Below are 22,914 nucleotides of genomic sequence, written 5' to 3'. Positions count from 1 at the left end.
CGTATCTACTACCGAATAAGGCAAGGAGTGACAGCATGAGTCAGGATTGGGATGCCGGTCGGTTGGACAGCGACCTCGAAGGCGTAGCGTTCGATACCCTGGCCGTACGTGCCGGTCAGCACCGTACGCCGGAAGGCGAACACGGTGATCCGATGTTCTTCACTTCCAGCTATGTATTCCGCACCGCTGGCGACGCCGCCGCACGTTTTGCCGGCGAAGTGCCGGGTAACGTCTACTCGCGCTACACCAACCCGACCGTACGTGCCTTCGAAGAGCGTATCGCCGCCCTGGAAAGCGCCGAGCAAGCCGTGGCCACCGCCACCGGCATGGCCGCGATCATGGCGGTGGTGATGAGCCTGTGCAGTGCCGGCGACCACGTGCTGGTGTCGCGCAGCGTATTCGGCTCGACCATCAGCCTGTTCGAGAAGTACTTCAAGCGCTTCGGCGTCGAAGTCGACTACGTGCCCCTGGCGGACCTGTCCGGCTGGGACGCGGCGATCAAGACCAACACCAAGTTGCTGTTCGTCGAATCGCCGTCCAACCCGTTGGCTGAGCTGGTGGATATCGCCGAACTGGCGAACATCGCGCACGCCAAGGGCGCGATGCTGGTGGTCGACAACTGCTTCTGCACCCCGGCGCTGCAACAGCCGCTGAAACTGGGTGCGGACATCGTCGTGCACTCGGCGACCAAGTTCATCGACGGCCAGGGCCGTTGCATGGGCGGGGTCGTGGCCGGGCGCAGCGAGCAGATGAAAGAAGTGGTTGGCTTCCTGCGTACCGCCGGGCCGACCCTGAGCCCGTTCAACGCCTGGATCTTCCTCAAGGGCCTGGAAACCCTCAACCTGCGGATGAAGGCCCATTGTGCCAACGCCCAGGAGCTGGCCGAGTGGCTGGAGCAGCAGGACGGCATCGAGAAAGTCCATTACGCCGGTCTCAAGAGCCATCCGCAGCACGAGCTGGCCCTGCGTCAGCAGAAGGGCTTCGGCGCGGTAGTGAGTTTCGAGGTCAAGGGCGGCAAAGAGGGCGCCTGGCGCTTCATCGATGCGACCCGCCTGATTTCGATCACGGCGAACCTGGGCGACAGCAAGACCACCATCACCCACCCGAGCACCACCTCCCACGGCCGCCTGGCGCCACAAGAGCGTGAAGCTGCGGGCATCCGTGACAGCCTCATCCGCATTGCGGTCGGCCTGGAAGACGTGGCAGACCTGCAAGCCGACCTGGCGCGCGGGTTGGCTGCCTTGTGATCGAGTTGTCCACGCCACCGGGTTCCAATGGTCGCGTCGCGCTGGTGACCGGCGCGGCGCGGGGCATTGGCCTGGGTATTGCGGCCTGGTTGATCAGCGAAGGCTGGCAAGTGGTGCTCACGGACCTGGATCGCGATCGTGGCTCGAAGGTGGCGAAGGTGCTGGGCGACAACGCCTGGTTCATCGCCATGGACGTCTCCAACGAAGGGCAGGTGGCCCTGGGCGTTGCCGAGGTGCTGGGGCAGTTCGGGCGCCTGGATGCGCTGGTGTGCAATGCAGCGGTGGCCGATCCGCATAACATCACCCTGGAAAGCCTCGACCTGGCGTACTGGAACCGGGTGCTGGCGGTGAACCTCAGTGGGCCGATGCTGTTGGCCAAGCACTGTGCGCCGTACCTGCGGGCCCATAGCGGGGCGATCGTCAACCTGGCCTCGACCCGCGCCGGGCAGTCGGAACCGGACACCGAGGCCTATGCCGCGAGCAAGGGCGGTTTGTTGGCCCTGACTCACGCACTGGCGATCAGCCTCGGTCCGGAGATTCGGGTCAATGCCGTCAGCCCCGGCTGGATCGATGCGCGGGACCCTTCGGTGCGTCGTGCCGAGCCGCTGACGGACGCCGATCATGCCCAGCATCCGGCGGGCAGGGTAGGGACGGTTGAGGATGTGGCGGCGATGGTGGCCTGGCTGCTGTCGAAGAATGCTGGTTTCGTCACTGGCCAGGAGTTTGTGGTCGATGGCGGCATGACCAAGAAGATGATTTACAGCGAGTAGATCGATTCTTTCCTCAGGCATTGATGTTGAATGTACCGCCGTCTTCGCGAGCAAGCCCGCTCCCACAGTGGACTGCGTTTTGCCTGAAGAAACGCGGTTCACTGTGGGAGCGGGCTTGCTCGCGAAAGCGGTCTGAAGGTTTGCAACCCTTGTAAGTGATGCCACGATTTTGTCTTTTTCAGAAAAACTTCAATCCTGCTATTGACTTAGGTTCGCTACCTGCGTAAATTTCGCGGCCTCGGAGATGCAAACGGGTGATTAGCTCAGCTGGGAGAGCGTCTGCCTTACAAGCAGAATGTCGGCGGTTCGATCCCGTCATCACCCACCACTCCCGAGAAACTTGCGAAAGCAAGCCGTAGGCTGAAATGCCTGCACCGACGCGCAGCGGTAGTTCAGTCGGTTAGAATACCGGCCTGTCACGCCGGGGGTCGCGGGTTCGAGTCCCGTCCGCTGCGCCATATTTTCCGAGTCAGGCCTACCTGGCTCGAGATTGAAAAGCTACTGAGTTTTCAATCAGACGAGTTACTTGAGCATCTGCTCAAAGCGATACGCAGCGGTAGTTCAGTCGGTTAGAATACCGGCCTGTCACGCCGGGGGTCGCGGGTTCGAGTCCCGTCCGCTGCGCCATATCTGCTCCAAGGCCCACTGAACGCCTTGGAGCTACGAAGAAAGCCACTGGCTACTTCGAGTCGATAGCAAAGACCCTGGTCGAAAGGCCGGGGTTTTTTGTGTCTGGAATTTGGCTTTTTCTCCTCTGTAACGCCTCCCTTCGAATCTTTCTGCGCATCCGCTGCATAAAGCACTTGGTGCTGCCTCGCGACATTAATTAGAATCACTCTCATTTACGATAACGCCTGGCACAGGGTTTCTTCAGATGAGTGATGCAGCGATGGCGAAGGAGCAAACCCTTCACGACCTGTACCGCGATCACCGTAGCTGGCTTGAGAGCTGGCTGAGGCGACGCATGGGCAACGCTTGTGATGCGGCGGACCTGAGCCAGGATACCTTCTTGCGTTTGCTCGCCAGCTCCCAGCGCATTGCCGACCTGCAAGAGCCCCGTGCCTATCTGCTGACGGTGGGCAAACGCCTGCTAAGCAATTTCTACCAACGGCGCAGTCTGGAACAGGCTTACCTGAGTGCGTTGGCGTCCCTGCCCGAAGAATGTGCGCCGTCCCCGGAACAGCGTTGGCTGCTGCTGGAAACCCTGCAAGCGCTGGACGAACTGCTCGATGGTTTGCCCAGGGCCGTGCGCCGGGCGTTTCTCTGGAGTCAGCTCGAGGGCTTGACCTACCAGCAGATCGCCGAGCGCCTGTCGGTGTCGGAACGCACGATCAAACGCTACATGGCCCAAGCCTATGAGCATTGCCTGTTGGTGGACCTGTGAACAGCCCGGCGGCCGACGTTCGCCAGGCCGTGCGCGCCGCCGCGCAGTGGCTGGCGTTGCTCGAGTCTGGAGGTGCCACCGATCAGGACCGGGCGAACCTGCAACGCTGGCGCGACAGCTGCCGCAGTCATGAACACGCCTGGCAAAAGGCCCAAGCCTTGCGCCAGCGCTTTGCCGACCTGCCTCCCGCGCTGGCCATGAGCAGCCTCGATCGCCCCGATCCTGCGCGACGCGTAGTGCTCAAACGCGCATTGGGCGCGGTGGCGCTGGTGCCGGCAGCCTGGCTGATCAGCCGGCAATTGCCCCTGGACGTCTGGCGCGCCGACCTGCACACCGCCACCGGCGAGCGCAAGCAGGTACGCCTGGCCGATGGCAGTGTCCTGCAGCTCAATACGGCCAGCGCCGTCGATGTGGATTTGCCGAATCGTCGGGTGAAACTGGTGGAGGGCGAAATGTCGCTGAAGGTGCCGGGTGCATCGCCCTTGATGATCCAGACCCGGTTCGGTCAGGTGACCGTCAGTCAAGGCGAAGCCTGCGTGCGCCAAGGCAGCCGCGGATGCCGGGTATCGGTGTTCAGCGGTGCCGTGCAGTTGCAACCCTTGCAGGGCGCGGCGCTCACCTTGCGCGCGGGTCAGCAGGTCAACCTGCAAGCGGCAGGCGCCGCGGCGATACAGGCTTTTGATGTGTTGCAACCCGGCTGGCGCGAAGGCGTGCTGATGGCCAGCAACCAGCCACTGGGAGAATTCCTGCGCGAACTCGACAGCTACCGACCGGGTGTCCTGCGTTGGGCGCCGGAACTCGAAGCGCTGCGGGTCACTGGCAGTTTCCGCCTGGACGACACCGATCGCATCCTCGCGCTGCTCGCGGCCAGCCTGCCGCTGGAGGTGCAAATGCGTACCCGTTACTGGGTGACGCTGACGCCGCGCAAAAAAGTTGCGTGAAGCCTGTCCCCTTTTTTCGACTCGCTTGTCATTCAAGGCAACTGAACGCACAAGAGAGCCTTTTCAATGCCCGCCGTAAAGTCTTGCCGTCCACGCCCGGCGTCGTCCGGTCTGCGCCCGTTGTTGCGCCTGAGCCTGTTGTTGAGCCTGAGTGCCAGCCCGATCTTCATCACCCATGCCTGGGCCGAAGACGCCACTCGTCGCAGTTATCAGGTGCCGGCCGGCAGCCTGAGTGATGCGCTGACCCGGTTCGCGGGGCTGGCCGGGGTCAACCTGTCGGTCGATCCGGCGCTGGTCAGCGGTCGCAGCAGTGCGGGACTTTCCGGTAACTATGGGGTGGAGGAGGGCTTCGTGCGCCTGTTGCAGAATTCCGGCCTGCAACTGCAACCGGTGGGCGAGCAGGCGTACATCCTGATTCCCGAACCATCGGGCAGCAGCCTGCAACTGGGCGCCACTTCCATTTACGCGACAGCGGGTGACGCCGTCGACCCGGTTTACGCCGGTGGCCAGGTTGCACGCCGTGGTTCGCAAGGCTTGCTCGGCTCGCAAGACTTCATGGAAACGCCGTTCAGCATGACCACCTACACCAGCGAGGCGGTGAAAAACCTGCAGGCGCGTACCCTGGGCGACCTGGTGGCCAGTGATCCTTCGGTACGCGCCACCAACCCGGCGGGAGGGCGTTATGAGCAGTTCACCATTCGCGGACTCAGCCTGTTCAACAGCGATGTTTCCTACAACGGTCTGTACGGTGTCCTGCCGACCTATACCATCGACATGGAGATGGCCGACCGCGTCGACATCCTCAAGGGCCCCAGCCAGCTGGTCAACGGCATCTCGCCACGGGGCAGCGTGGGCGGCGGAATCAACGTGGTGCCAAAGCGTGCGACCGACCAGCCGATCACCTCGTTCACCGGCAGTTACGCCTCCAACAACCAGCTTGGCGGTGCCGTGGATGTAGGCCGGCGCTTTGGTGAGGAGGACATGTTCGGCATTCGTTTCAACGGCGTGAAGCAGTCTGGCGACACCGACTGGGATCACCAGAGCGTCGACCGCGAGATGGCCGTGCTGGGCCTGGATTTTCGCGGTGACCGCCTGCGCCTCTCGACCGACATCGGCCACACCGAACGTAATACCGATGCCCCCCAGGAGCGCGTGCAGATTGGCGTCAACGCGAAGGTGCCGAATGCCAACGATGTCCGCGACAACTATGCGCAGCCCTGGAGCCAGGCGCGCACCACGGACACTTTCGGCACGCTGAACGGTGAATTCGATGTCAGCGATTCAGTGCTGTTGTACGGCGGTGTGGGCGCGCGCAAAAGCAACCATGACTTTCTCAGGCATGCCGTAGCGGTCACCAACGATGCGGGTGATTTCAGTGTGCTGCCGCGGGACTTCACCCGCGACGAAAACGTGCGCACGGCCACGGCCGGCGTGCGCAACTGGTTTCATACCGGCCCGGTCAGCCATCAGGTCAACCTGGCCGCCAGCTATTTCTACATGGACTTCGAGAATGGCGGCGCCCGTTACGCTGCGGCCCCCAGCAACCTTTACGACCCCGTGGAAACCCCGACACCCGTACGGCCCACGCGCTTCGACCCAGAGGTCTATACCGAGAACCGCTTCAGCAGCGTGGCCTTGTCCGACACCCTGGGTTTCTTCGATGACCGGTTGCTGCTGACCCTCGGTGGCCGCTGGCAGCGGGTGCAGGTGGATGACTGGTCGGATGACGTCAAGGGCGACACCGCCTATGACGAGGAAAAATTCTCGCCATCGGGCGGCATCCTGTTCAAGGCCACCGACAAATTATCTGTGTACGCCAACTACATGGAAGGCCTGAGCCAGGGCAAGATCGCCCCGTCCACCTCGATCAACGAGGATGAAATCTTCCCGCCGTTCATCAGCCGTCAGGTCGAGGTCGGCGCCAAGTACGACGCCGGTGCGTTCGCGGTCACCGCCGCGGTGTTCCGGATCAAGCAACCGGCCTACGAGACCAACGCCACAACGCGGGTCTTCGGCCCCAACGGCAAGCGGCAGAACGATGGTGTTGAGGTGAGCGTGTTCGGCGAACCGCTCGACGGATTCCGGCTGCTCGGTGGGGTGATGTACATCGACAGCGAGTTGAACGACACCACCAATGGCACCTTCGACGGCAACCGCGCGCCGGCCACGCCGAAGTACAACGTCAACCTGGGCGCCGAGTGGGACGTGCCGAACGTCCAGGGCCTGACCCTGACCAGTCGCGGCATCTACTCCAGCTCGCAGTACCTGGACCAGTCCAACAACAAGGAAATCGATTCCTGGGAGCGTTTCGACGTGGGGGCGCGGTATGCGTTCAGGGTCGATGAAAAGATCATTACCGTGCGGGGCAATATCGAGAACGTGGCGGATAAGCGCTACTGGAGTTCGGCGGGGGCTTCGGATGACAGTGAGCCGGGGTTGACGCTGTCGACGCCGCGGACCTATTTGCTTTCGGCGACTGTGGACTTCTGATGGTCTTGTGTTGACTGATCTGACGTCTTCGCGAGCAAGCCCGCTCCCACATTTGATTGTGTGTTCGACACAGAAACCAATGTGGGAGCGGGCTTGCTCGCGAAGGCGGCATCAGCAACACCGCAGATATTCAGCCCTGCAGATACACCGCATGAGTATGGGTGTACTCATACAACCCATGCTTGCCATCCGCCCCGCCAATCCCCGATTTACGCACCCCGGCATGAAACCCCTGCATCGCTTCGAAGTTCTCGCGATTGACGTAGGTTTCGCCAAAATCCAGCTCGCGCATGGCGTGCAGGGTCTTGCTCAAGTCGCGGGTGTAGATCGACGAGGTCAGGCCATAGTCGCAGTCGTTGGCCAGGGCGATGGCTTCATCCAGGTCATCGACGATCTGGATCGGCAGCACCGGACCGAAGATCTCCTCGCGCATGATCTCCATGTCGGCGCGGCAGCCCGCCAGGATCGTGGGCTGGAAGTGAAAGCCGTTCGGCAGGTCGGCAACCTGTCCGCCGCTGATCAGGCTGGCGCCCTGGCTCAGTGCTGTACGGACTTTACGGTTGACGCTGTCCAGGCCCTGGCGATTGATCAGAGGGCCCATCTCCACATCGGGTTGCGCAATCGGGTCGCCATAGCGGGTCGCGCTCATGGCGGCGGCGATACGCTCGATGAATTGATCCGCCACCTTGCGTTCGACATACACCCGCTCGGCGCAATTGCACACCTGGCCGCTGTTGATGATCCGCGAATCGCGAATGGCCTTCACCGCCAGGTCCAGGTCGGCATCCGCCAGCACGATGGCCGGGGCCTTGCCACCCAGTTCCAGATTGAGCTTGGTGATGTTCGGTGCGGCGGCGGCCATGATCCGAGAACCGGTGGCGACGCTGCCGGTGAAACTGATCATGTCCACGCCTTTGTGCCCGCTGAGCGCCGCGCCAACCTGGCCGTCACCGCAAACCACGTTGAACACACCGGGCGGCAGGTCGGTTTCTGCCACCAGTCGGGCGAACTCGAAGCAGTTGTTCGGCGTTTCTTCACTCGGTTTGATGACGATGGTGTTGCCGGTCAGCAGGGCGGGGGCCATCTTGCGGGCGATCAGGAAGAACGGGAAATTCCACGGCAGGATCCCCGCCACCACCCCCAGGGGTTTGCGGAACAGGAAGATGTTTTCGTTCTGGCGGTCGCTGGTGATGATTTCACCTTCGATGCGCCGTGCCCACTCGGCCATGTAGTCGAGGTAGTCGGCGGTGAAGTTGACTTCGACTTCGGCCAGGCCGCTGATCTTGCCTTGTTCCAGGGTGATGGTGCGCGCCAGGTGCGCAACGTTTTCCCGCAGTTTGGCGGCGATGCGCCGTAGGTAACCGGCGCGCTCATTCGCCGGCTTGCGCGCCCAGTCCTTTTGCGCGGAGCGCGCCGCAGCGAGGGCGCGATCGACGTCTTCGGCATTCGACGCCGGCACCTTCGACAACAAGGCACCGGTGGCCGGGTTGATCACGTCAATGTGGGCAGCGCTGGCCACGAACTGGCCGTTGATGAAGTTTTCGTAAACAGGCACGGATGACATGGAACGACTCCTTGGCTGATCAGTAGGTACGCGACGGCGCGTGTTCGGTGGCCGGTGTGCGGTAGCGGGCAAGGGTGGCCATCGCGCTCTGGCGCAGCAGGCTGATGTCGATGGCCACGGCGATGAACTGGCAGCCCCAGCCCTGATAGCGCCGCGCGTCTTCTTCATTGGGTGCGAGGATGCCGCAGGCCTTGCCGGCCGCCAGCGTCGCGTTGACCGCGTGTTGAATGCGTTCCTGAACTTCCGGGTGACCGGGATTGCCGGCATGGCCCAGACCAATGGACAGATCCGCCGGGCCGATGAACACCGCGTCGACGCCTTCGACGGCGGCAATGGCTGCGACGTTTTCCACGCCGAGCCGCGATTCCACCTGCACGATCAGGCACAGCTGTTCATGGGCGGTGTTCAGATAGTCGGGTACTCCGTCCCAGCGCGTGGCGCGGGTCAGGCCGCCGCCGACGCCACGGATGCCGTGGGGTGGGTACCGCATGGCGCGGACCAGGGCCTGGGCCTGTTCGGCGGTTTCGACCATCGGGATCATCAGCGTCTGCGCACCGATATCCAGCAACTGCTTGATCAGGTTGGCGTCGCCATTCACGGCGCGCACGATGGGTGCCGTGGGGTAGGGCGCCACGGCCTGCAATTGGGCGAGTACGCCGGGCACGGTATTGGGTGCGTGTTCACCGTCGATCAGCATCCAGTCATAACCGGTGGTGGCGACGATCTCGGCGCCGTAGCCGGTGGCGAACCCGGCCCAGATGCCATATTGCGGCGCAGGTTTGTTCAGGGCGGCCTTGAAAGCGTTGTGCGGCATGTTCATCACGAACTCCTGGCTCAGCGGCTATACGGCCGATGCAGTTGGCATTCCGGGTTGAGGGTCACGCCGAATCCCGGCTGGTCGAGTGCCGACAGGCGCATGCGACCGTTCACCGGTACCGGTTCGCCGAGCAATTGCGGATGGAACATCGGCACCACTTCGTCGGCTTTGGGCGCCATCATCAGGAATTCGGCGAACGGGCTGTTATGCCGGGTGGCCACGAAGTGATAGCTGTACACCGACGAGCCGTGGGGAATGACCAGGGCGTTGTGGGCGTCGGCCAGGGCCGAGATCTTCACCAGTTCGGTGAGGCCGCCGCACCAGCCGACATCCGGCTGGATGATGTCGCAGCAGCCCATCTCCAGCAGCATGCGGAAGCCCCAACGGGTGGCTTCATGTTCGCCGGTGGTCACCAGCATGCCTTTGGGCACGTTGTTGCGCAGGGCCGCGTAGCCCCAGTAATCGTCCGGCGGCAGGGCTTCTTCGATCCACTTCAAGCCATGTTCGTGGGCGCCGACCGCCAGTCTGGTGGCGTAGTTGAGGTCCAGGCTCATCCAGCAATCGAGCATCAGCCAGAAGTCCGGCCCGACCCGTTCGCGCATGGTCGCCAGTTCTTCGAGGTTCTTGCGCAGGCCTTCCTCGCCTTCGGCCGGGCCATGGTGCAGCGGCATCTTGCCGCCGATAAAACCCATTTTCTGCGCAAGGTCCGGGCGGGCGCCGGTGGCGTAGAACTGCAATTCATCGCGTACCGCGCCGCCGAGCAACTGGTGCACCGGCTCCTGGCGGATCTTGCCGAGCAAGTCCCACAGCGCCAGGTCGACCCCGGAAATCGTGTTGATCACGATGCCTTTGCGCCCGTAATACAGGGTCGATTGGTACATCTGGTCCCAGATCTTTTCGATGTCGGTGACTTTCGCGCCTTCGAGGAAGCGCGCCAGGTGTTTCTCGACGATGTAGGCGGCCGGCTCGCCGCCCGTGGTCACCGCAAAACCGACCGTGCCGTCGCTGGCTTCGATCTCCACCACCAGGGTGCCGAGCACGTTGATGCCGAAGGTGCGGCGGCTCTGGCGGTACTCCGGGTATTTGCTCATCGGCGTGGCAATGTGATCGTCGATCCAGTGGCCATCGGCCTGATCGTGGTAATCCGCGCCGCCGCCTCGCAGAGTGAAAGCGCGGACGTGCTTGATGGTTGGAATGCCCATGGTGTGATTCCTTTTTTTAACGGCGGTCAGGTTTAAACGGTGGCCGGTTTGTTCGAAGCTTCATGCCCGGGCGAACGCACGCCCAGGACCAGCAACGCGGCGATGACGGTGGTGGCGGACAGCAGGTACAGGCCGGCTGCCGGAGAATGGAAGGCGCCTTCGGCCCAGTTCTTCAGCACCGGGGCGATGAAGCCGCCGAGGGCACCGAACGAGTTGATCAGGGCGATGCCGGCCGCCGCGGCGCTGCCGGCGAGGTAGCTGGAAGGGAAGGTCCAGAACACCGGTTGCACGGCGATGAAACCGGACGCGGCGAAGCACAGGGCGACGATGCCCAGGAACGGACTGCTGAAGGTCACCGAGCAGGCGATACCGGCGGCGGCCATCAGCAGGGTCAGGCTGGCGGTGCGGCGGCGTTCGCCGGTGCGGTCGCTGTAGCCGGGAATCAGGTAAGCCGCCACCAGCGCGCAAATCCATGGGATCGCCGTGACCAGCCCGACCATCAGCCCGACCTTGGTGCCCAGCAATCCGCCGACCTGGGTCGGCAGGTAGAACACCACGCCGTAGACGCTGGCCTGGATCAAGAGGTAGATCAGGCACAGGTACAGCACCGACGGCTGGCAGATCACGTTGAGCAGGCTGCGACCGTGATTCTGTTTGTGGCTGTCTTCCTGATCGAGCAGGTTCTGCACCTGCTGGCGTTCTTCGACCGTCAGCCACTTGGCGTCCGCCGGGCGGTTGTCCAGGTAAAAGTACGCCCAGATGCCTACCGCCGTGGCCATCAAGCCTTCAACGGCGAACAGCCACTGCCAGCCGTGGAAGCCGACAAAGCCGTCCAGCTCCAGCAGCAGGCCGGACAACGGGCTGCCGAAGATGAACGCCAGCGGCGCGCCGAAGTAGAAGAAACCCATGGCCTTGCCGCGCACGGCGCTGGGGAACCAGTAGGTGAGGTAGAGGATCACGCCGGGAAAAAATCCGGCTTCGGCCACGCCCAGCAGGAAGCGCAGGATGTAGAAGCTGGTTTCGGTGTGGGCGAAGACCATGGCCGCGGAGACCAGGCCCCAGGTGACCATGATCCGGCACATCCACAAACGGGCGCCGACGCGGTGCAGGATCAGGTTGCTCGGCACTTCGAGCAGGGCATAACCGACGAAGAACACCCCGGCGCCGAAGGCGAAGGCGGCGTCACTGATATTGGTATCGGCCTGGAAGGCTTGCTTGGCGAACCCGACGTTGGCGCGGTCGAGGAAGGCCATGATGTACATCAGCAGGAGAAACGGGAGCAGCCGCCAGGAAATCTTGGCGAGCAGAGGCGCGGGTAGAGTCTTCATCGCGGTTTTCCTTTGGTAGGGCATTTGTTCTTATGGGGAAGACTGTACGGCCGCTGATCGATGCGTTACAAATCGAATCTAGCTAACAACTGATACCCTAAGGGTATCGATAACAAGGCCTGTCATGACCACGCCCATCATCTCCCGCAGCCTGCTCAACCGCCTGCGCTACAAGCACCTGCACATGCTGGTGACGCTCAATTCCAGCCAGAACCTGCACCGCGCTTCGCAAAGCCTGAACATGTCGCAACCGGCCGCCACCCGCATGCTCCATGAAATTGAAGACATGTTTGGTTGCGACCTGTTCGAGCGTTTACCCCGGGGCATGCGACCGACGGCGCTGGGTCAGGAATTGATTCGCTTTGCCGAGTCGGCCATCAGTGGCCTCGACCGTTGCGCCGAGGACCTGATCGCGCGGCAACAGGGCGGTTACGGCTATCTGTCGATCGGCACCATCATGGGCGCGGCGCCGGACCTGGTGATGGATTCGATTGCCGAGATCAAGGCGCTCAACCCGCAGCTGCGGATTCGCATCATGGGCGACACCAGCGACCAGGTGATCCAGTTGCTGGAACAGGGCCGCATCGACCTGGCCATCGCCCGGCGCAATGCCGCCACCGACAGCGAGCACTATGCATTCGAACAACTGGGAAACGAGCGCCTGCTGGTGGTGGTGCATGCCGGCCACCCGCTGGCCCGGCGCGAGACACTGGAGATGGCCGAACTGGTCAACGGCTGGCCGTGGATCCTGCAACCGGAAACCAGCCCGGCGCGCATCGGCCTGGACCAGGCCTTGCAGCGCCTGGCCTTGCCACTGCCGGCGGACATCATCGAATGCAGTTCGGTGTACTCCATGCAGCAGCTGATTCAACTGACCGACGCGATCATGGTCCTGTCGGAAACCGCATTGCGCGACTACCTTAGAATGGGCTTGGTGGTGGCGTTGCCGGTTGAGCTGGATGTGCAATTGGCGCCGTTCGGGTTGTTGTTGCGCAAGGGCGAACACATCAGTCGGGAGCTGGGCCTGTTCATCGATCTGCTGCGTCGAAAAGCCGCGGTTTTTTGATTCCTTGGTCAGTTTTTTGTTTTCCGCCAGCGCATAAACCTTTAAAGTTAACCTTTCGGTCAGCTTTGCACTGTCATCACAGCCCTTTGCATCGTCAAGAAGGGCTTCTGCAAGACTCGAGATTTCCAGAACATAACCAGAAGGGCGGCCCCCATGACCGCCCATAGGATGATCCATGTCCAACCGTGAAATATCCCGGCGCTCGTTCCTCCAGGGCGGGCTGGTGGCGGGTGTGAGCGTGACGCTTGCACCGCTCGGCAGTCAGGCGCTGGCCGCCTTGATGGAAAACAGCGTGACCGTGCCGTCCGAGCAGTGGCTCGGCAACAACGGCCAGGCGCGCGCCCGTAACGATGCCTTGTCCAAGGTCTGCGGCAGCAAGGTCTTTGCCCGCGACATCCGTGCCAAGGACATGCCGGGCTGGCCGCAACAGCAAGGCCACGCCATGCTGCTGAAAACCATCAAGGCCGACCGCATCTACGCAGGTTATGACCTGTCGTGGCTCGGCGCCGACCTGCAGCCTGACCGCATCGTCACCGCCGACGACCTGGTCAAGGACGGCATCGTCTTCCCGGAAGAGCACGCGCCGGATCCATTGCTGCCTGAAGGCAAGGTGCCGATGTTCATCGGTCACCCGGTGGCGATCCTGATCTGGAACGATTTCGAACGTTTCCGCCAGGCCAAGGCCCAGCTCAAGTTCAATGACAAAGCAATTCGTTACGGCGCCCAGGTGCCATATTACGAAGGCGATCCCTACGGCAGCTTCCGCTACGTGCGCGTGGGTGGCCCGACCTCGGCCGACGAAGACGAATTCGCCAGCCTCAAGGACTCGATCCTGTTCCCGATGCTGAAGAACCGTCGCCCGGTGTGGAATTCCCAGCCGAACCTGCACGGCAACCTGACCGAGCGCGGCCTGTTCTACGCCGACCGCATGAAGCAGCAGATCGATACGCCGCCGGACAACTGGCTGGTGTTCGACGAACGCTACAAGACCCCGTCGATCGAGCCGGCCGCCATGGAGCCGGACAACGGCAACGGCTGGTACGACCCGGCGACCAGGACCCTGCACTTTGTCGTGGCAACCCAATGCCCGCTGGAGACCGCGACCGAGACCGCGAAGATGATCGCGCCGTCGCGTTTCGGCCTGGCCAACCTGAACATGCACCCTGGCTATACCGTCGGCTACGGCTCGAAAGACCATAACATCTTCGTCTACTACGCAGCCTTGGCAGCGTTGTACGGCGCGGGTGTGCCGGTGCGCCTGGCCAACGACCGCTACGAGCAGTTCCAGAGTGGCATCAAGCGTCACCCGTTCGACATCCGCTACCAACTGGCCGTGGACAAGACCGATCACAGCTTCAAGATCTTCCGCGCCGAAATGAGCGTCGACGGCGGCGGCCGGGTCAACTACAGCCCGTCCGTGGCAGCAGTCGGCGCCACGGCGGCGCAGTCGATCTACTACATGCCGCAGAACGACCTGCAGGTCACTGCCTATCACTCGCGCGCGGTAGAGGCCGGGTCGATGCGTGGCTACGGTACCCTGCAGAGCATGGCGTCGACCGAGATGATGGTCGACGAAATCGCCGATCGCCTGGGTGTCGATGCCATCGAATTGCGCCGCAAGAACGCCCTGCGTTCGGGCATGAAGAACACCCAGGGTGCGGTGCCGGCCGGTGCCTTGCGCCTGCACGAAATTCTCGACAAGGCCGCTGTCAACGAAGTCTGGAAAAACCGCAACGCGATCAAGCAACAGCGCGAAGCCGCCGACCCGGATAACTGGTATGGCGTCGGTTTCGCCATTTGCCAGAAAGACTTCGGCACCGGTTCCGAAGCGCCGATGGCCAGCATCGAATACACCGTTGACGGTCGCATCACCCTGCGCCACATCGGTATCGAAATCGGTACCGGCATGTCCACCTCCCAGGCGATGGTGGTGGCCGATTTCCTCGGCAACCCGGCGCACGAAGTGAAGACCGGCGAAACCGAATGGAAAGAGCTGCAACTGATCAGCGGCGGCAACCCGTACATCATGAGCCAGGCCGAGCAGGATAACTTCCTGCGTAACCCGCGCTGGGTCGGCAAGGTCGCGTCGGCCTCGTCGGCGACCAACTCCGCCTACTACTTCAGCCATGCCACCCGTGAAGCGGCGCGCGTGCTGTTCAACCACGGTTTGTGGCCGGCGGCGCTGGAGATCTGGCGACAAGGCCCGTACGGCGGCCAGGCCAACCCTTACGTGGTGCGCCGCGAAGACGCCCATTGGGTCGATGGCAAACTCACCGCCAACGGCATGGAACCGCTGCCGTTCGACGTGCTGGCCAAACGTGCCCACGAGCGCGGCCTGGTCACCGGTGCCACGGTGCACGGCTTCAACCGCTGGAGCTGGGCCGAGGCTGAGTACAGCATCGATGGCGTGCGTGAGCGTCTGCCGCTCGATGGCTTGGCGGTCAAGTACGGTGACGGTGCGCCGAAGGCGAAGAAAGCGCAGATGAGCAGTGCCGGTTTCCATTTGCTGGACCGGCAGAGCATCGCCTACCCGGCGACCCAGTTGAACAACGCGGCGGTGACTTACTACAGCCCGGTGGCGACGCTGGTGGAAGTGAAGGTCAACAAGGGTTCCAACGAAGTGTCGGTGCTCAATCACCACTCATGGGTCGAGTGCGGCCGGGTGCTGGTGCCGGAACTGGTCAAGGGCCAGCTCGAAGGTGGCATCGCCATGGGCATCGGGCATGCCTTGATGGAAGAAATGCCGCTGTACGAAGGCGGGCCGGGGGAGGGTGACTGGAACTTCAACCGTTACCGCCTGCCGATGGCGCGGCACGTGGCGGTGTGGAAACAGACCGCGGAAATCCTCCCGCCATTGTCGCCAAGCGACCCGTCCAAGGGCATTGCCGAGGTGGTGATGATCCCGGTGGTCGGCGCCATCGGCAACGCCGTGGCCCACGCCATTGGCAAGCGCGTTCGCGACCTGCCTATCACTTCTGCACGCATCAAGGAGGCCCTCAATGGCTAACCGTCCGCTTCAACTGACCCTCAACGGTCAAACCGTCGGCCCGGTGGACATCCCTGATGACCTGCCGATGATCGACTACCTGCACGAATACAAGAACCTCACCGGCTCGCGCCTGGGCTGCGGCCAGGGTATCTGCCATGCCTGCGTGGTGATCGTCGACAACCCCGACGGCACCAGCGAGGAAGTGCGCACCTGCATCACCGGCGCGCACTATTTCGAAGGCAAGAAAGTGCGCACCATCGAAGGCCATGCGAGCCGTGACGAGCAGGGCAAGGTCACCGAGCTGAACCCGATCCAGCAGCGCTTCGTCGACGAATTCGCCTTCCAGTGCAGCTATTGCGCACCGGGCTTCGTCAATGCCGCGACGGTGCTGGTGGAAAAGCTGCAGCGCCAGCCGATCGTCAAGAGCCAGCTGGAAAAAGTCATCGAGGACAGCCTCGGTCATCACATCTGCCGTTGCACCGGGTACGTGCGCTACTACAGCGCCACGCGCAACGTGCTGACCGATCTCGGCCTGGTCAAGGAGGGTTGAGCATGAAGCATCTAATGACCCGCCTGACGCTGGCGGTCGGCCTGGCTGCGCCTGTGTTGCTGGCGCAGGCGGACGATCAGGTGGCTCGTGGGGCTTACCTGGCCCGCGCCGCCGACTGCATGGCCTGCCACACCGCGCCGGGTGGCGCGCCGTACGCAGGTGGCTTGCCGATCGTTTCGCCGTTCGGCACGATCTACGGCACCAACATCACCCCGAGCAAAGAGCACGGCATCGGCCTGTACAACGATGACGAATTCTTCGCTGCGCTCACCGAAGGCAAGCGTCGTGATGGCGCCAACCTGTACCCGGCGATGCCGTACACCTCGTATCACCTGATGCCGCGTGAAGATTCCGACGCGATTCACGCCTACCTGAAAACCGTCGCGCCGATCGAACGTGTCGCGCCGGTCACCAGCCTGAGCTTTCCGTTCAACGTGCGCCTGGGCCTGATGGGCTGGAACATGATGTACGGCAAGGACGTCAAGCTGGAACCGGCCGAAGGCAAGAGCGAAGCCTGGAAGCGCGGCCAGTACATGGTCGACGTGCTCGGTCACTGCGGCGAATGCCACACCCCACGTGGCTTGCCCGGCGCGATGCAGCAGGACAAACGCATGACCGGCGGCATTCTCAACGGCTATCTGGCGCCAAGCCTGCTGGCCACGGACCTGGCCGCGCGCGGCTGGAATCACCAGGACCTGAGCTCGTTCCTCAAGCACGGCATGAGCGCCCAGGGCACCATGTTCAACGAGATGTTCCCGGTGTTCCACAACAGCACCCAGGGCCTCAGCGACCCGGACCTGGCGGCGATGGCGACCTTCCTGCTCGGTGATCAACCACCGGCGGCGAAAGTCCTGACCGACGTGCCGCTGGACCAGCTCAGCGCCAGTGCCCAGCGCGGCCGTCAGGACTACCTGAACGTCTGTGCCGGTTGCCACGCGCCAGGTGGCGAGGGCAAGCCGCACATCGCCGTGGCCATGCGTGGCAATACCACCTTGCGCCTGGAAGACCCGCGCAACCTGGTGCGGGTGATCGACGATGGCATTGGCGAGCAGAAATTCTCCGGCTTCGAACACATGCAGCCGATGCCGGGTTTCGCGCAGAAGCTGAGTGATGAGCAGCTGACCGATCTGTTGAATTACCTGCGCCAGGGCTGGGGCGGTCAACCGGGTGACCTGGCCTTGGGCGATGTGCAGAAGCTGCGGGCCGACGCGCCGCCGCTCGAGCACAAGGCGCACTGACATGCAGCATCTGGATCTGCAGGTGGTGCGGCGGGCGCTGGCGTGGTCGATAGGCGGGCAGCGTGTCTGGCTGTGCACTGTGCTTGCCACCTACGGCTCGGCGCCCCGGGCGCCGGGTTCGTTGCTGGCGGTGAATGCCGGCGGGCAGTGGATCGGATCGTTGTCCGGCGGCTGTGTCGAGGAAGACTTCCTCGCGCGCGTCGGCGAAGGTGCATTCGAGCAAGCGGTCAGCGTCGTGCGCTACGGCGAAGGCGATGACCCGCGCTCGCGGGTCAGCCTGCCCTGCGGCGGTGTGCTCGATGTGCTGGTGGAGAAGCTTGAGCCGGTCTGTGAGGTGCAGGCGCATCTGCGGGAGCTGGAGTCGGCGCTGTTGGGCCGGCGTCGGCTGATCCGTGAAGTCGACCTGGCCAGCGGCGCGCGCAGTCTGTTGGATGATCGCGAGCAGGGTGTGCGCGTCGAACGCGAGATCGATCGCGTCAGGCTGCGCGTCGGCGCGGCGCAGCGCCTGCTGCTGGCCGGCTACTCCAGTGTCGCGCAGGCCTGCGCGGAGTTTGCCGTGGGCCTGGGTTTCGAGGTGATTCTGTGCGATCCGCGGGACGAAGTGCTGGAAGGCGTGGTGCTGGACAACGTGGAAATTCGTCGTCAACTGCCGTCGGTGTTCATCGCCGACGGCGGCTGCCACAGCGACACGGCGGTGGTGGCGCTGACCCACGATCCGCGCATCGATGACTTGGCGATGATGGAAGCGGTGCGCACCGACGCGTTCTACATCGGCGTGATGGGCTCCCTGCAGACTTCGCAAAAGCGTTTCGAACGGCTGCGGCGCATTGGTGGGCTGGAGGAGGCGGAACTGGCGCGGATCCATGCGCCCATCGGGCTGAACCTGGGCAGCAAGACCCCGGCGGAAATCGCCCTGGCGGTGCTCGCCGATATCCTGCGCATTCGCAGCGGGATCGCTCGCGATCGCCTCTGATGCAGGCCCTGTCAGGGGCAAGGCTGGTTTAGAACAAGGCTCGTCGCTGGATTGGACGAGCCTTTTTTGTTGGGCGTCATTCTTGACACTGTCCGGTCAGCTTCTCTAGGATGCTGCCCATGCGCCGATTTAAACAGCTACTTGCGGGGCGCCAGGTGACTTCACTCAGTTGCCGACAGAAGCTTGAAGCAGGCTTCGAAATACCGCTAAAGCGCTGGTTCGGTGTTGCCTCTCACCTGCCATGCAGACTTTTTGAGGCAGAGACACGACACGATGAATGCACTAAACCCCGTTGTACGTCCTGCGCCGATCACGGCACATCTCACCCAGCGCAATCCAAAAATCCTGCTTGGCGGCAAACATCAGCCGACGCTCCTGCGTTACCTCGATGGTTGGCCACGGCGTACCGGTGGGCCCGCCGCCTTCCTGATCCAGTTTGTCGAAGACGGTGAATCCCTGGCGCGCTTTGCCACGGACAGTTTCGACCTGGCGGTGATTCAGTCGCCCAGCGTCGAAGACGCCCCTGAAATGATCCGGCAACTGACCCGCGTCGCCCGGCAAGGGCTGATTACCCGTCGCTGATTACCCGTCGCTGAGGCTCATGGCGCTGCGGCTCATGGCGCTGCGGCTCACGGATAGTCGATCGCCACGATATACACACACTGCTCACCCGTCGGTGTCTGGACCCGTACTTCGGCGTCCAGTGCCTTGCCGATCAGCGCGCGGGCCAATGGCGAGTCAATGCTGATCAGGCCCTGTTTCAAATCCAGCTCATCCGGCCCGACGATGCGATAGCGCGACTCCTTGCCGTCCTCGTCCTCGATCGTGACCCAGGCGCCGAAATACACCTTGTTCGGGTCGCTGGGTTTTTCACTGACGACCTTGAGGGCTTCCAGGCGTTTGGTCAGGAAGCGCACGCGGCTGTCGATCTCGCGCAACATCTTTTTGCCGTAGGTGTACTCGGCGTTTTCCGAGCGATCGCCCTGGGCTGCCGCTTCGCTGACCGCTTGCGTCACCTGGGGGCGGCGGACGTGCCACAGTTCATGAAACTCGGCGCGCATCCGCGCTTCACCTTCGGGGGTGATCAGCGCGGTGCCGGCGGAACGGGGAGGGCGATAACGGCTCATGGCAACTTTTCTTCGAATCAGGAGCGCCTGAGTCTATCAACCCTCGCGCAGGACTGTCAGGGGGCTGGCGTTCAAGGCGCGCCGGGTGCCGAACACGCCGGCGCCACCGATCAGCACAGCGCCGATCAACGGCAGCACCAGCAGCCACGGATGCGGATGCCAGGGCAGATCAAAGGCGTAGCGGTAGAGCACCAGGCTGACGACTTCCGAGCCCAGCGCCGCCAGCAAGCCGCTGACCGCACCCAGCAAGCCGAACTCGATACGTCGCGCCTTCACCAGCAGTTGCCGTTCGGCCCCCAGCGCTCGCAGCAGCGCGCCCTGGCGGATGCGTTCATCCAGCGTCGCCTGCAAACCTGAGAACAGCACCGCCATGCCCGCCGCCAGCACGAACAACAACACGTACTCCACCGCCAGGGTGACCTGGGCGAGGATGCTGCGCAGTTGCGCCAGCAACGCCTCGACCTGCAGGATCGTCACCGCCGGAAAACTGCGCGACAGGTCGACGATCTGCTGGTCATGCCCCGCCGCCAGATAGAAGCTGGTCAAGTAGGTGGCCGGCAGATCCTTCAAGGTGCCGGGCTGGAAGATCATGAAGAAGTTCGGCTGGAAGTTGTCCCAGTTGATCTCCCGCAGGCTGGTGACTTTGGCCTCGCGATTGGCCCCGCCCACGGTAAAGACCAGATGATCGCCGAGCTTGAGCTTCAGGCTTTCGGCGACCTTGCCCTCCACCGACACGCCGGGGATTTCATCCGGCGGCTGCTGCGGCCACCAGTTGCCGGCGGTGATCGTGTTGCCCTCAGGCAGGTCGGCCGCCCAGGTCAGGCTCAGGTCACGCTGGATGGCCCGGTCACCGGCCGATTCCTTGGTGACGATTTGCTGCACCGGTTCGCCGTTGATGCTGATCAGCCGCCCCGGGACTACCGGATACAGTGGCGCCGATTTCGCCGACAACGCGATCAGGCGATCGGTGAACGCTTGCTTGTCCGCCGGCAGGATGTTCAGGGCAAAATAGTTCGGTGCGTTCTTCGGTAGCTGGTTCTGCCAGGTGTCCAGCAATTCGCCGCGCAGCAGGGCGATCAACGCCATCGACAGCAGGATCAGGCCGAATGCCAGGGCCTGCCCAGCGGCTGCCAATGGGTGGCGCAGCAACTGGCCCAGCCCCAGGCGCCACGGCAGGGAGGCGCGGGCCAGCAGGCGGCGCAGGCTTTTCAACAGCAGCAACAGCAGGCCGCCCAGTACCAGTGCCGCGACCACGCCGCCGCCGAGCAGGGCGAAGGTCAGTACCAGGTCCAGGCTCAGGCGCCACATGATCAGCCCGAGAGCGCCCAATGCAGCGCCGTAGACCATCCAGGTGCTGGAGGGAATCGGCAGCAGGTCCCGGCGCAATACACGCAAGGGCGGAACCCGACCCAATGCCGCCAGCGGCGGCAGGGCAAAACCGGCCAGGGCCACCAGTCCGGTACCAATCCCGGCGATGGCGGGGAACAGGCCGCCCGGTGGCACGTCGGTCGGCAGCAAGTCATGCAGCAGGGCAAACAGTCCCAGCTGCGCCAGCCAGCCGATGACGGCGCCACTGAGGCTGGCGAGCAGGCCGAGCACGGTCAGTTGCAAGCTGAACAACACCATGGTTTCCCGACGGGACAGGCCAAGGCAACGCAACAGCGCGCTGGCATCGAAGCGGCGAGTGGCGAAGCGAGTCGCCGACAACGCCACGGCCACCCCGGCCAGCAGCACCGCCACCAGGCTGGCCATGTTCAGGTAGCGCTCGGCCTTGCCCAGGGCGCCGCCAATCTGCCGGTTGCCATCGCGGGCATCCTGGATCCGCTGGTTGGCCGCCAGGCCGGGCTTGATCAGTTGACGATAGGTTTCCAGCGCCGCTGCATCGCCGCGCCAGAGTTCGCGGTAGCTGACCCGACTGCCGGGTTGCACCACGCCAGTCGCCTGCAGGTCACCGAGGTTGATCAACACCCGCGGCGTCAGGCTGTAGAAATTGCCGGCGCGATCGGGCTCGTAGGTCAGCACTCGTGCCAGCTTCAGGGTTTTCATGCCGACGTCGATGCTGTCGCCGATCTTCAGGTCCAGCGCCGTCAGCAATCGCGCCTCGACCCAGGCTTCACCGGGTTTCGGCCCGCCGCCGGGTTCTTCCGGGGCGAAAGGCTCAGGGGCGCTTTTCAGTTCGCCGCGCAGTGGGTAGACGTCGTCGGCGGCTTTGATACTGGAGAGCTGGATGCCGTTGTCGGTGGCGATGACGCTGGAGAACTCCACCACTTGCGCATGCTGCAGGCCCAGCTCGGTGCCGCTCCTGATCTGTTCGGGGCGTGCTGGCGAACTGCCTTCGAGCAGCAGGTCGGCGCCGAGAAACTCGGTGGCGCGCAGCATCATCGCGCCATTGAGGCGGGCGCCGAAGTAACCGATGGCGGTACTTGCCGCCACGGCCACGACCAGGGCGAAGAACAACACGCGCAATTCACCGGCGCGGGCATCGCGCAGCAACTGGCGGACGGCGAGACTGAACAGGCGCAACAGCGGCAGACGTGCCATCAAGGCTCCAGGGGGGCGACCAGCAGGCCGGCTTCAAGACGGATCAGGCGCCGGCAGCGGTGTGCCAGGCGTTCATCGTGGGTCACCAGCACCAGGGTCGTGCCGCGCTCCTGGTTGAGTTCGAACAGCAGGTCGCTGATGCGCTCGCCGGTGTGGCTGTCGAGGTTGCCGGTGGGCTCGTCGGCGAACAGCACATCGGGTTCGGCGGCAAACGCCCGGGCAATCGCCACGCGCTGCTGTTCACCACCGGAGAGCTGGCGTGGCGAGTGGGTCAGGCGTTGCCCCAAGCCGACCCGCTGCAACAGCTCGGTGGCGCGGCCGCGGGCATCCTGGCGGCCATCGAGCTCCAGCGGCAGCATGACGTTTTCCAGGGCGTTGAGACTGTCGAGCAGCTGGAACGACTGGAAGACGAAGCCCACATGCTCGGCACGGATGCGTGCGCGCTGGTCTTCGTCGAGGTTGCTCAGGCCCTGGCCGGCGAGGGTGACTTCGCCGCTGCTTGGCAAGTCGAGGCCGGCGAGCAGGCCGAGGAGGGTGGATTTGCCGGAACCGGAGGCGCCGACGATGGCCAGGCTGTCGCCCTTGTTCAGTTCCAGGCTGAGTTCGTGCAGGATAGTCAGTTCACCTTCCGCGCTAGGGACCACTTTGCTGAGGTTCTTCGCGGTGAGAATGCTTGCGCCCATGGAG

General features: G+C 63.5%; 18 protein-coding genes and 3 tRNA genes. 14 read left to right on the top strand and 7 right to left on the bottom strand.

Features of this window, described 5'->3' with window-relative positions; genetic code table 11:
• The first annotated feature begins 35 nt into the window (after positions 1–35).
• From DKB71_RS23520 to DKB71_RS23485, 8 genes are all read left to right on the top strand, one after another.
• Positions 36–1,247, top strand: coding sequence for an O-succinylhomoserine sulfhydrylase (locus DKB71_RS23520; protein WP_274075412.1), 1,212 nt, complete (start codon positions 36–38; stop codon positions 1,245–1,247).
• Complete coding sequence (locus DKB71_RS23515; protein ID WP_408597726.1) at positions 1,244–2,017, top strand: SDR family oxidoreductase; 774 nt, start codon at positions 1,244–1,246, stop codon at positions 2,015–2,017. The genes DKB71_RS23520 and DKB71_RS23515 overlap by 4 nt, the downstream gene beginning before the upstream one ends.
• Positions 2,018–2,269: 252 nt before the next feature.
• Positions 2,270–2,345 (top strand) — tRNA-Val (locus DKB71_RS23510).
• Positions 2,346–2,398: 53 nt separating this feature from the next.
• Positions 2,399–2,475: transfer RNA gene (locus DKB71_RS23505), tRNA-Asp, on the top strand.
• Positions 2,476–2,567: 92 nt separating this feature from the next.
• Positions 2,568–2,644, top strand: a tRNA-Asp gene (locus tag DKB71_RS23500).
• 247 nt (positions 2,645–2,891) lie between these two features.
• Complete coding sequence (locus tag DKB71_RS23495) at positions 2,892–3,401, top strand: sigma-70 family RNA polymerase sigma factor (RefSeq protein WP_274075410.1); 510 nt, start codon at positions 2,892–2,894, stop codon at positions 3,399–3,401.
• Positions 3,398–4,342, top strand: coding sequence for a FecR domain-containing protein (locus tag DKB71_RS23490; RefSeq protein WP_408597724.1), 945 nt, complete (start codon positions 3,398–3,400; stop codon positions 4,340–4,342). The genes DKB71_RS23495 and DKB71_RS23490 overlap by 4 nt, the downstream gene beginning before the upstream one ends.
• Positions 4,343–4,408: 66 nt before the next feature.
• Positions 4,409–6,832 carry a TonB-dependent siderophore receptor gene (locus DKB71_RS23485; protein ID WP_408597722.1) on the top strand — a complete coding sequence of 808 codons (2,424 nt, stop codon included), beginning with the start codon at positions 4,409–4,411 and terminating at the stop codon, positions 6,830–6,832.
• 130 nt (positions 6,833–6,962) lie between these two features.
• Here the strand turns inward: DKB71_RS23485 and aldA are convergent, their stop codons facing one another.
• From aldA to DKB71_RS23465, 4 genes are read right to left on the bottom strand one after another with little or no spacing between them, the layout of a single operon-like run.
• Positions 6,963–8,396 carry an aldehyde dehydrogenase gene (gene aldA / locus DKB71_RS23480; protein WP_408597720.1) on the bottom strand — a complete coding sequence of 478 codons (1,434 nt, stop codon included), beginning with the start codon at positions 8,394–8,396 and terminating at the stop codon, positions 6,963–6,965.
• Positions 8,397–8,415: 19 nt separating this feature from the next.
• The gene (locus DKB71_RS23475) at positions 8,416–9,216 is read right to left on the bottom strand and encodes an HpcH/HpaI aldolase/citrate lyase family protein (protein ID WP_323627242.1); all 801 of its coding nucleotides are present in this window, start codon (positions 9,214–9,216) and stop codon (positions 8,416–8,418) included.
• Between the two features lie 14 nt (positions 9,217–9,230).
• Complete coding sequence (rhmD, locus tag DKB71_RS23470) at positions 9,231–10,415, bottom strand: L-rhamnonate dehydratase (RefSeq protein ID WP_274075405.1); 1,185 nt, start codon at positions 10,413–10,415, stop codon at positions 9,231–9,233.
• Positions 10,416–10,447: 32 nt separating this feature from the next.
• A complete protein-coding gene (locus DKB71_RS23465) occupies positions 10,448–11,743 on the bottom strand; it encodes an MFS transporter (protein ID WP_274075404.1) in 1,296 nt (431 codons plus the stop codon).
• A 124-nt stretch (positions 11,744–11,867) separates the two neighbouring features.
• On the opposite strand from DKB71_RS23465, the gene DKB71_RS23460 reads away from it, so the two are divergent.
• From DKB71_RS23460 to DKB71_RS23435, 6 genes are all read left to right on the top strand, one after another.
• Positions 11,868–12,809 carry a LysR family transcriptional regulator gene (locus tag DKB71_RS23460; protein ID WP_408597717.1) on the top strand — a complete coding sequence of 314 codons (942 nt, stop codon included), beginning with the start codon at positions 11,868–11,870 and terminating at the stop codon, positions 12,807–12,809.
• Positions 12,810–12,984: 175 nt separating this feature from the next.
• Positions 12,985–15,816, top strand: coding sequence for a xanthine dehydrogenase family protein molybdopterin-binding subunit (locus tag DKB71_RS23455; protein ID WP_408597715.1), 2,832 nt, complete (start codon positions 12,985–12,987; stop codon positions 15,814–15,816).
• The gene (locus DKB71_RS23450) at positions 15,809–16,348 is read left to right on the top strand and encodes a (2Fe-2S)-binding protein (RefSeq protein WP_408597713.1); all 540 of its coding nucleotides are present in this window, start codon (positions 15,809–15,811) and stop codon (positions 16,346–16,348) included. Before DKB71_RS23455 ends, DKB71_RS23450 begins: the two co-directional genes overlap by 8 nt.
• Before the next feature lie 2 nt (positions 16,349–16,350).
• Positions 16,351–17,586, top strand: a complete 1,236-nt coding sequence (locus DKB71_RS23445; protein ID WP_408597711.1) for a c-type cytochrome — start codon at positions 16,351–16,353, stop codon at positions 17,584–17,586.
• A gap of 1 nt (position 17,587) precedes the next feature.
• Positions 17,588–18,559 (top strand): XdhC family protein, encoded by a 972-nt coding sequence (locus DKB71_RS23440; protein WP_408597709.1) that lies wholly within the window; start codon positions 17,588–17,590, stop codon positions 18,557–18,559.
• A 273-nt stretch (positions 18,560–18,832) separates the two neighbouring features.
• A complete protein-coding gene (locus DKB71_RS23435; protein WP_274075399.1) occupies positions 18,833–19,141 on the top strand; it encodes a class I SAM-dependent methyltransferase in 309 nt (102 codons plus the stop codon).
• A 47-nt stretch (positions 19,142–19,188) separates the two neighbouring features.
• Here the strand turns inward: DKB71_RS23435 and greB are convergent, their stop codons facing one another.
• From greB to DKB71_RS23420, 3 genes are read right to left on the bottom strand one after another with little or no spacing between them, the layout of a single operon-like run.
• Complete coding sequence (gene greB / locus DKB71_RS23430) at positions 19,189–19,686, bottom strand: transcription elongation factor GreB (RefSeq protein ID WP_408597707.1); 498 nt, start codon at positions 19,684–19,686, stop codon at positions 19,189–19,191.
• A gap of 36 nt (positions 19,687–19,722) precedes the next feature.
• A complete protein-coding gene (locus DKB71_RS23425) occupies positions 19,723–22,227 on the bottom strand; it encodes an ABC transporter permease (RefSeq protein ID WP_274075397.1) in 2,505 nt (834 codons plus the stop codon).
• Positions 22,227–22,910, bottom strand: a complete 684-nt coding sequence (locus DKB71_RS23420; protein WP_274075396.1) for an ABC transporter ATP-binding protein — start codon at positions 22,908–22,910, stop codon at positions 22,227–22,229. Before DKB71_RS23420 ends, DKB71_RS23425 begins: the two co-directional genes overlap by 1 nt.
• Positions 22,911–22,914 lie beyond the last annotated feature (4 nt).

Origin of the sequence: Pseudomonas sp. PLMAX (assembly GCF_046042685.1) — a bacterium.
GTDB lineage: Bacteria > Pseudomonadota > Gammaproteobacteria > Pseudomonadales > Pseudomonadaceae > Aquipseudomonas > Aquipseudomonas putida_AE.
This window is presented reverse-complemented; position numbering and strand designations above follow the sequence as displayed.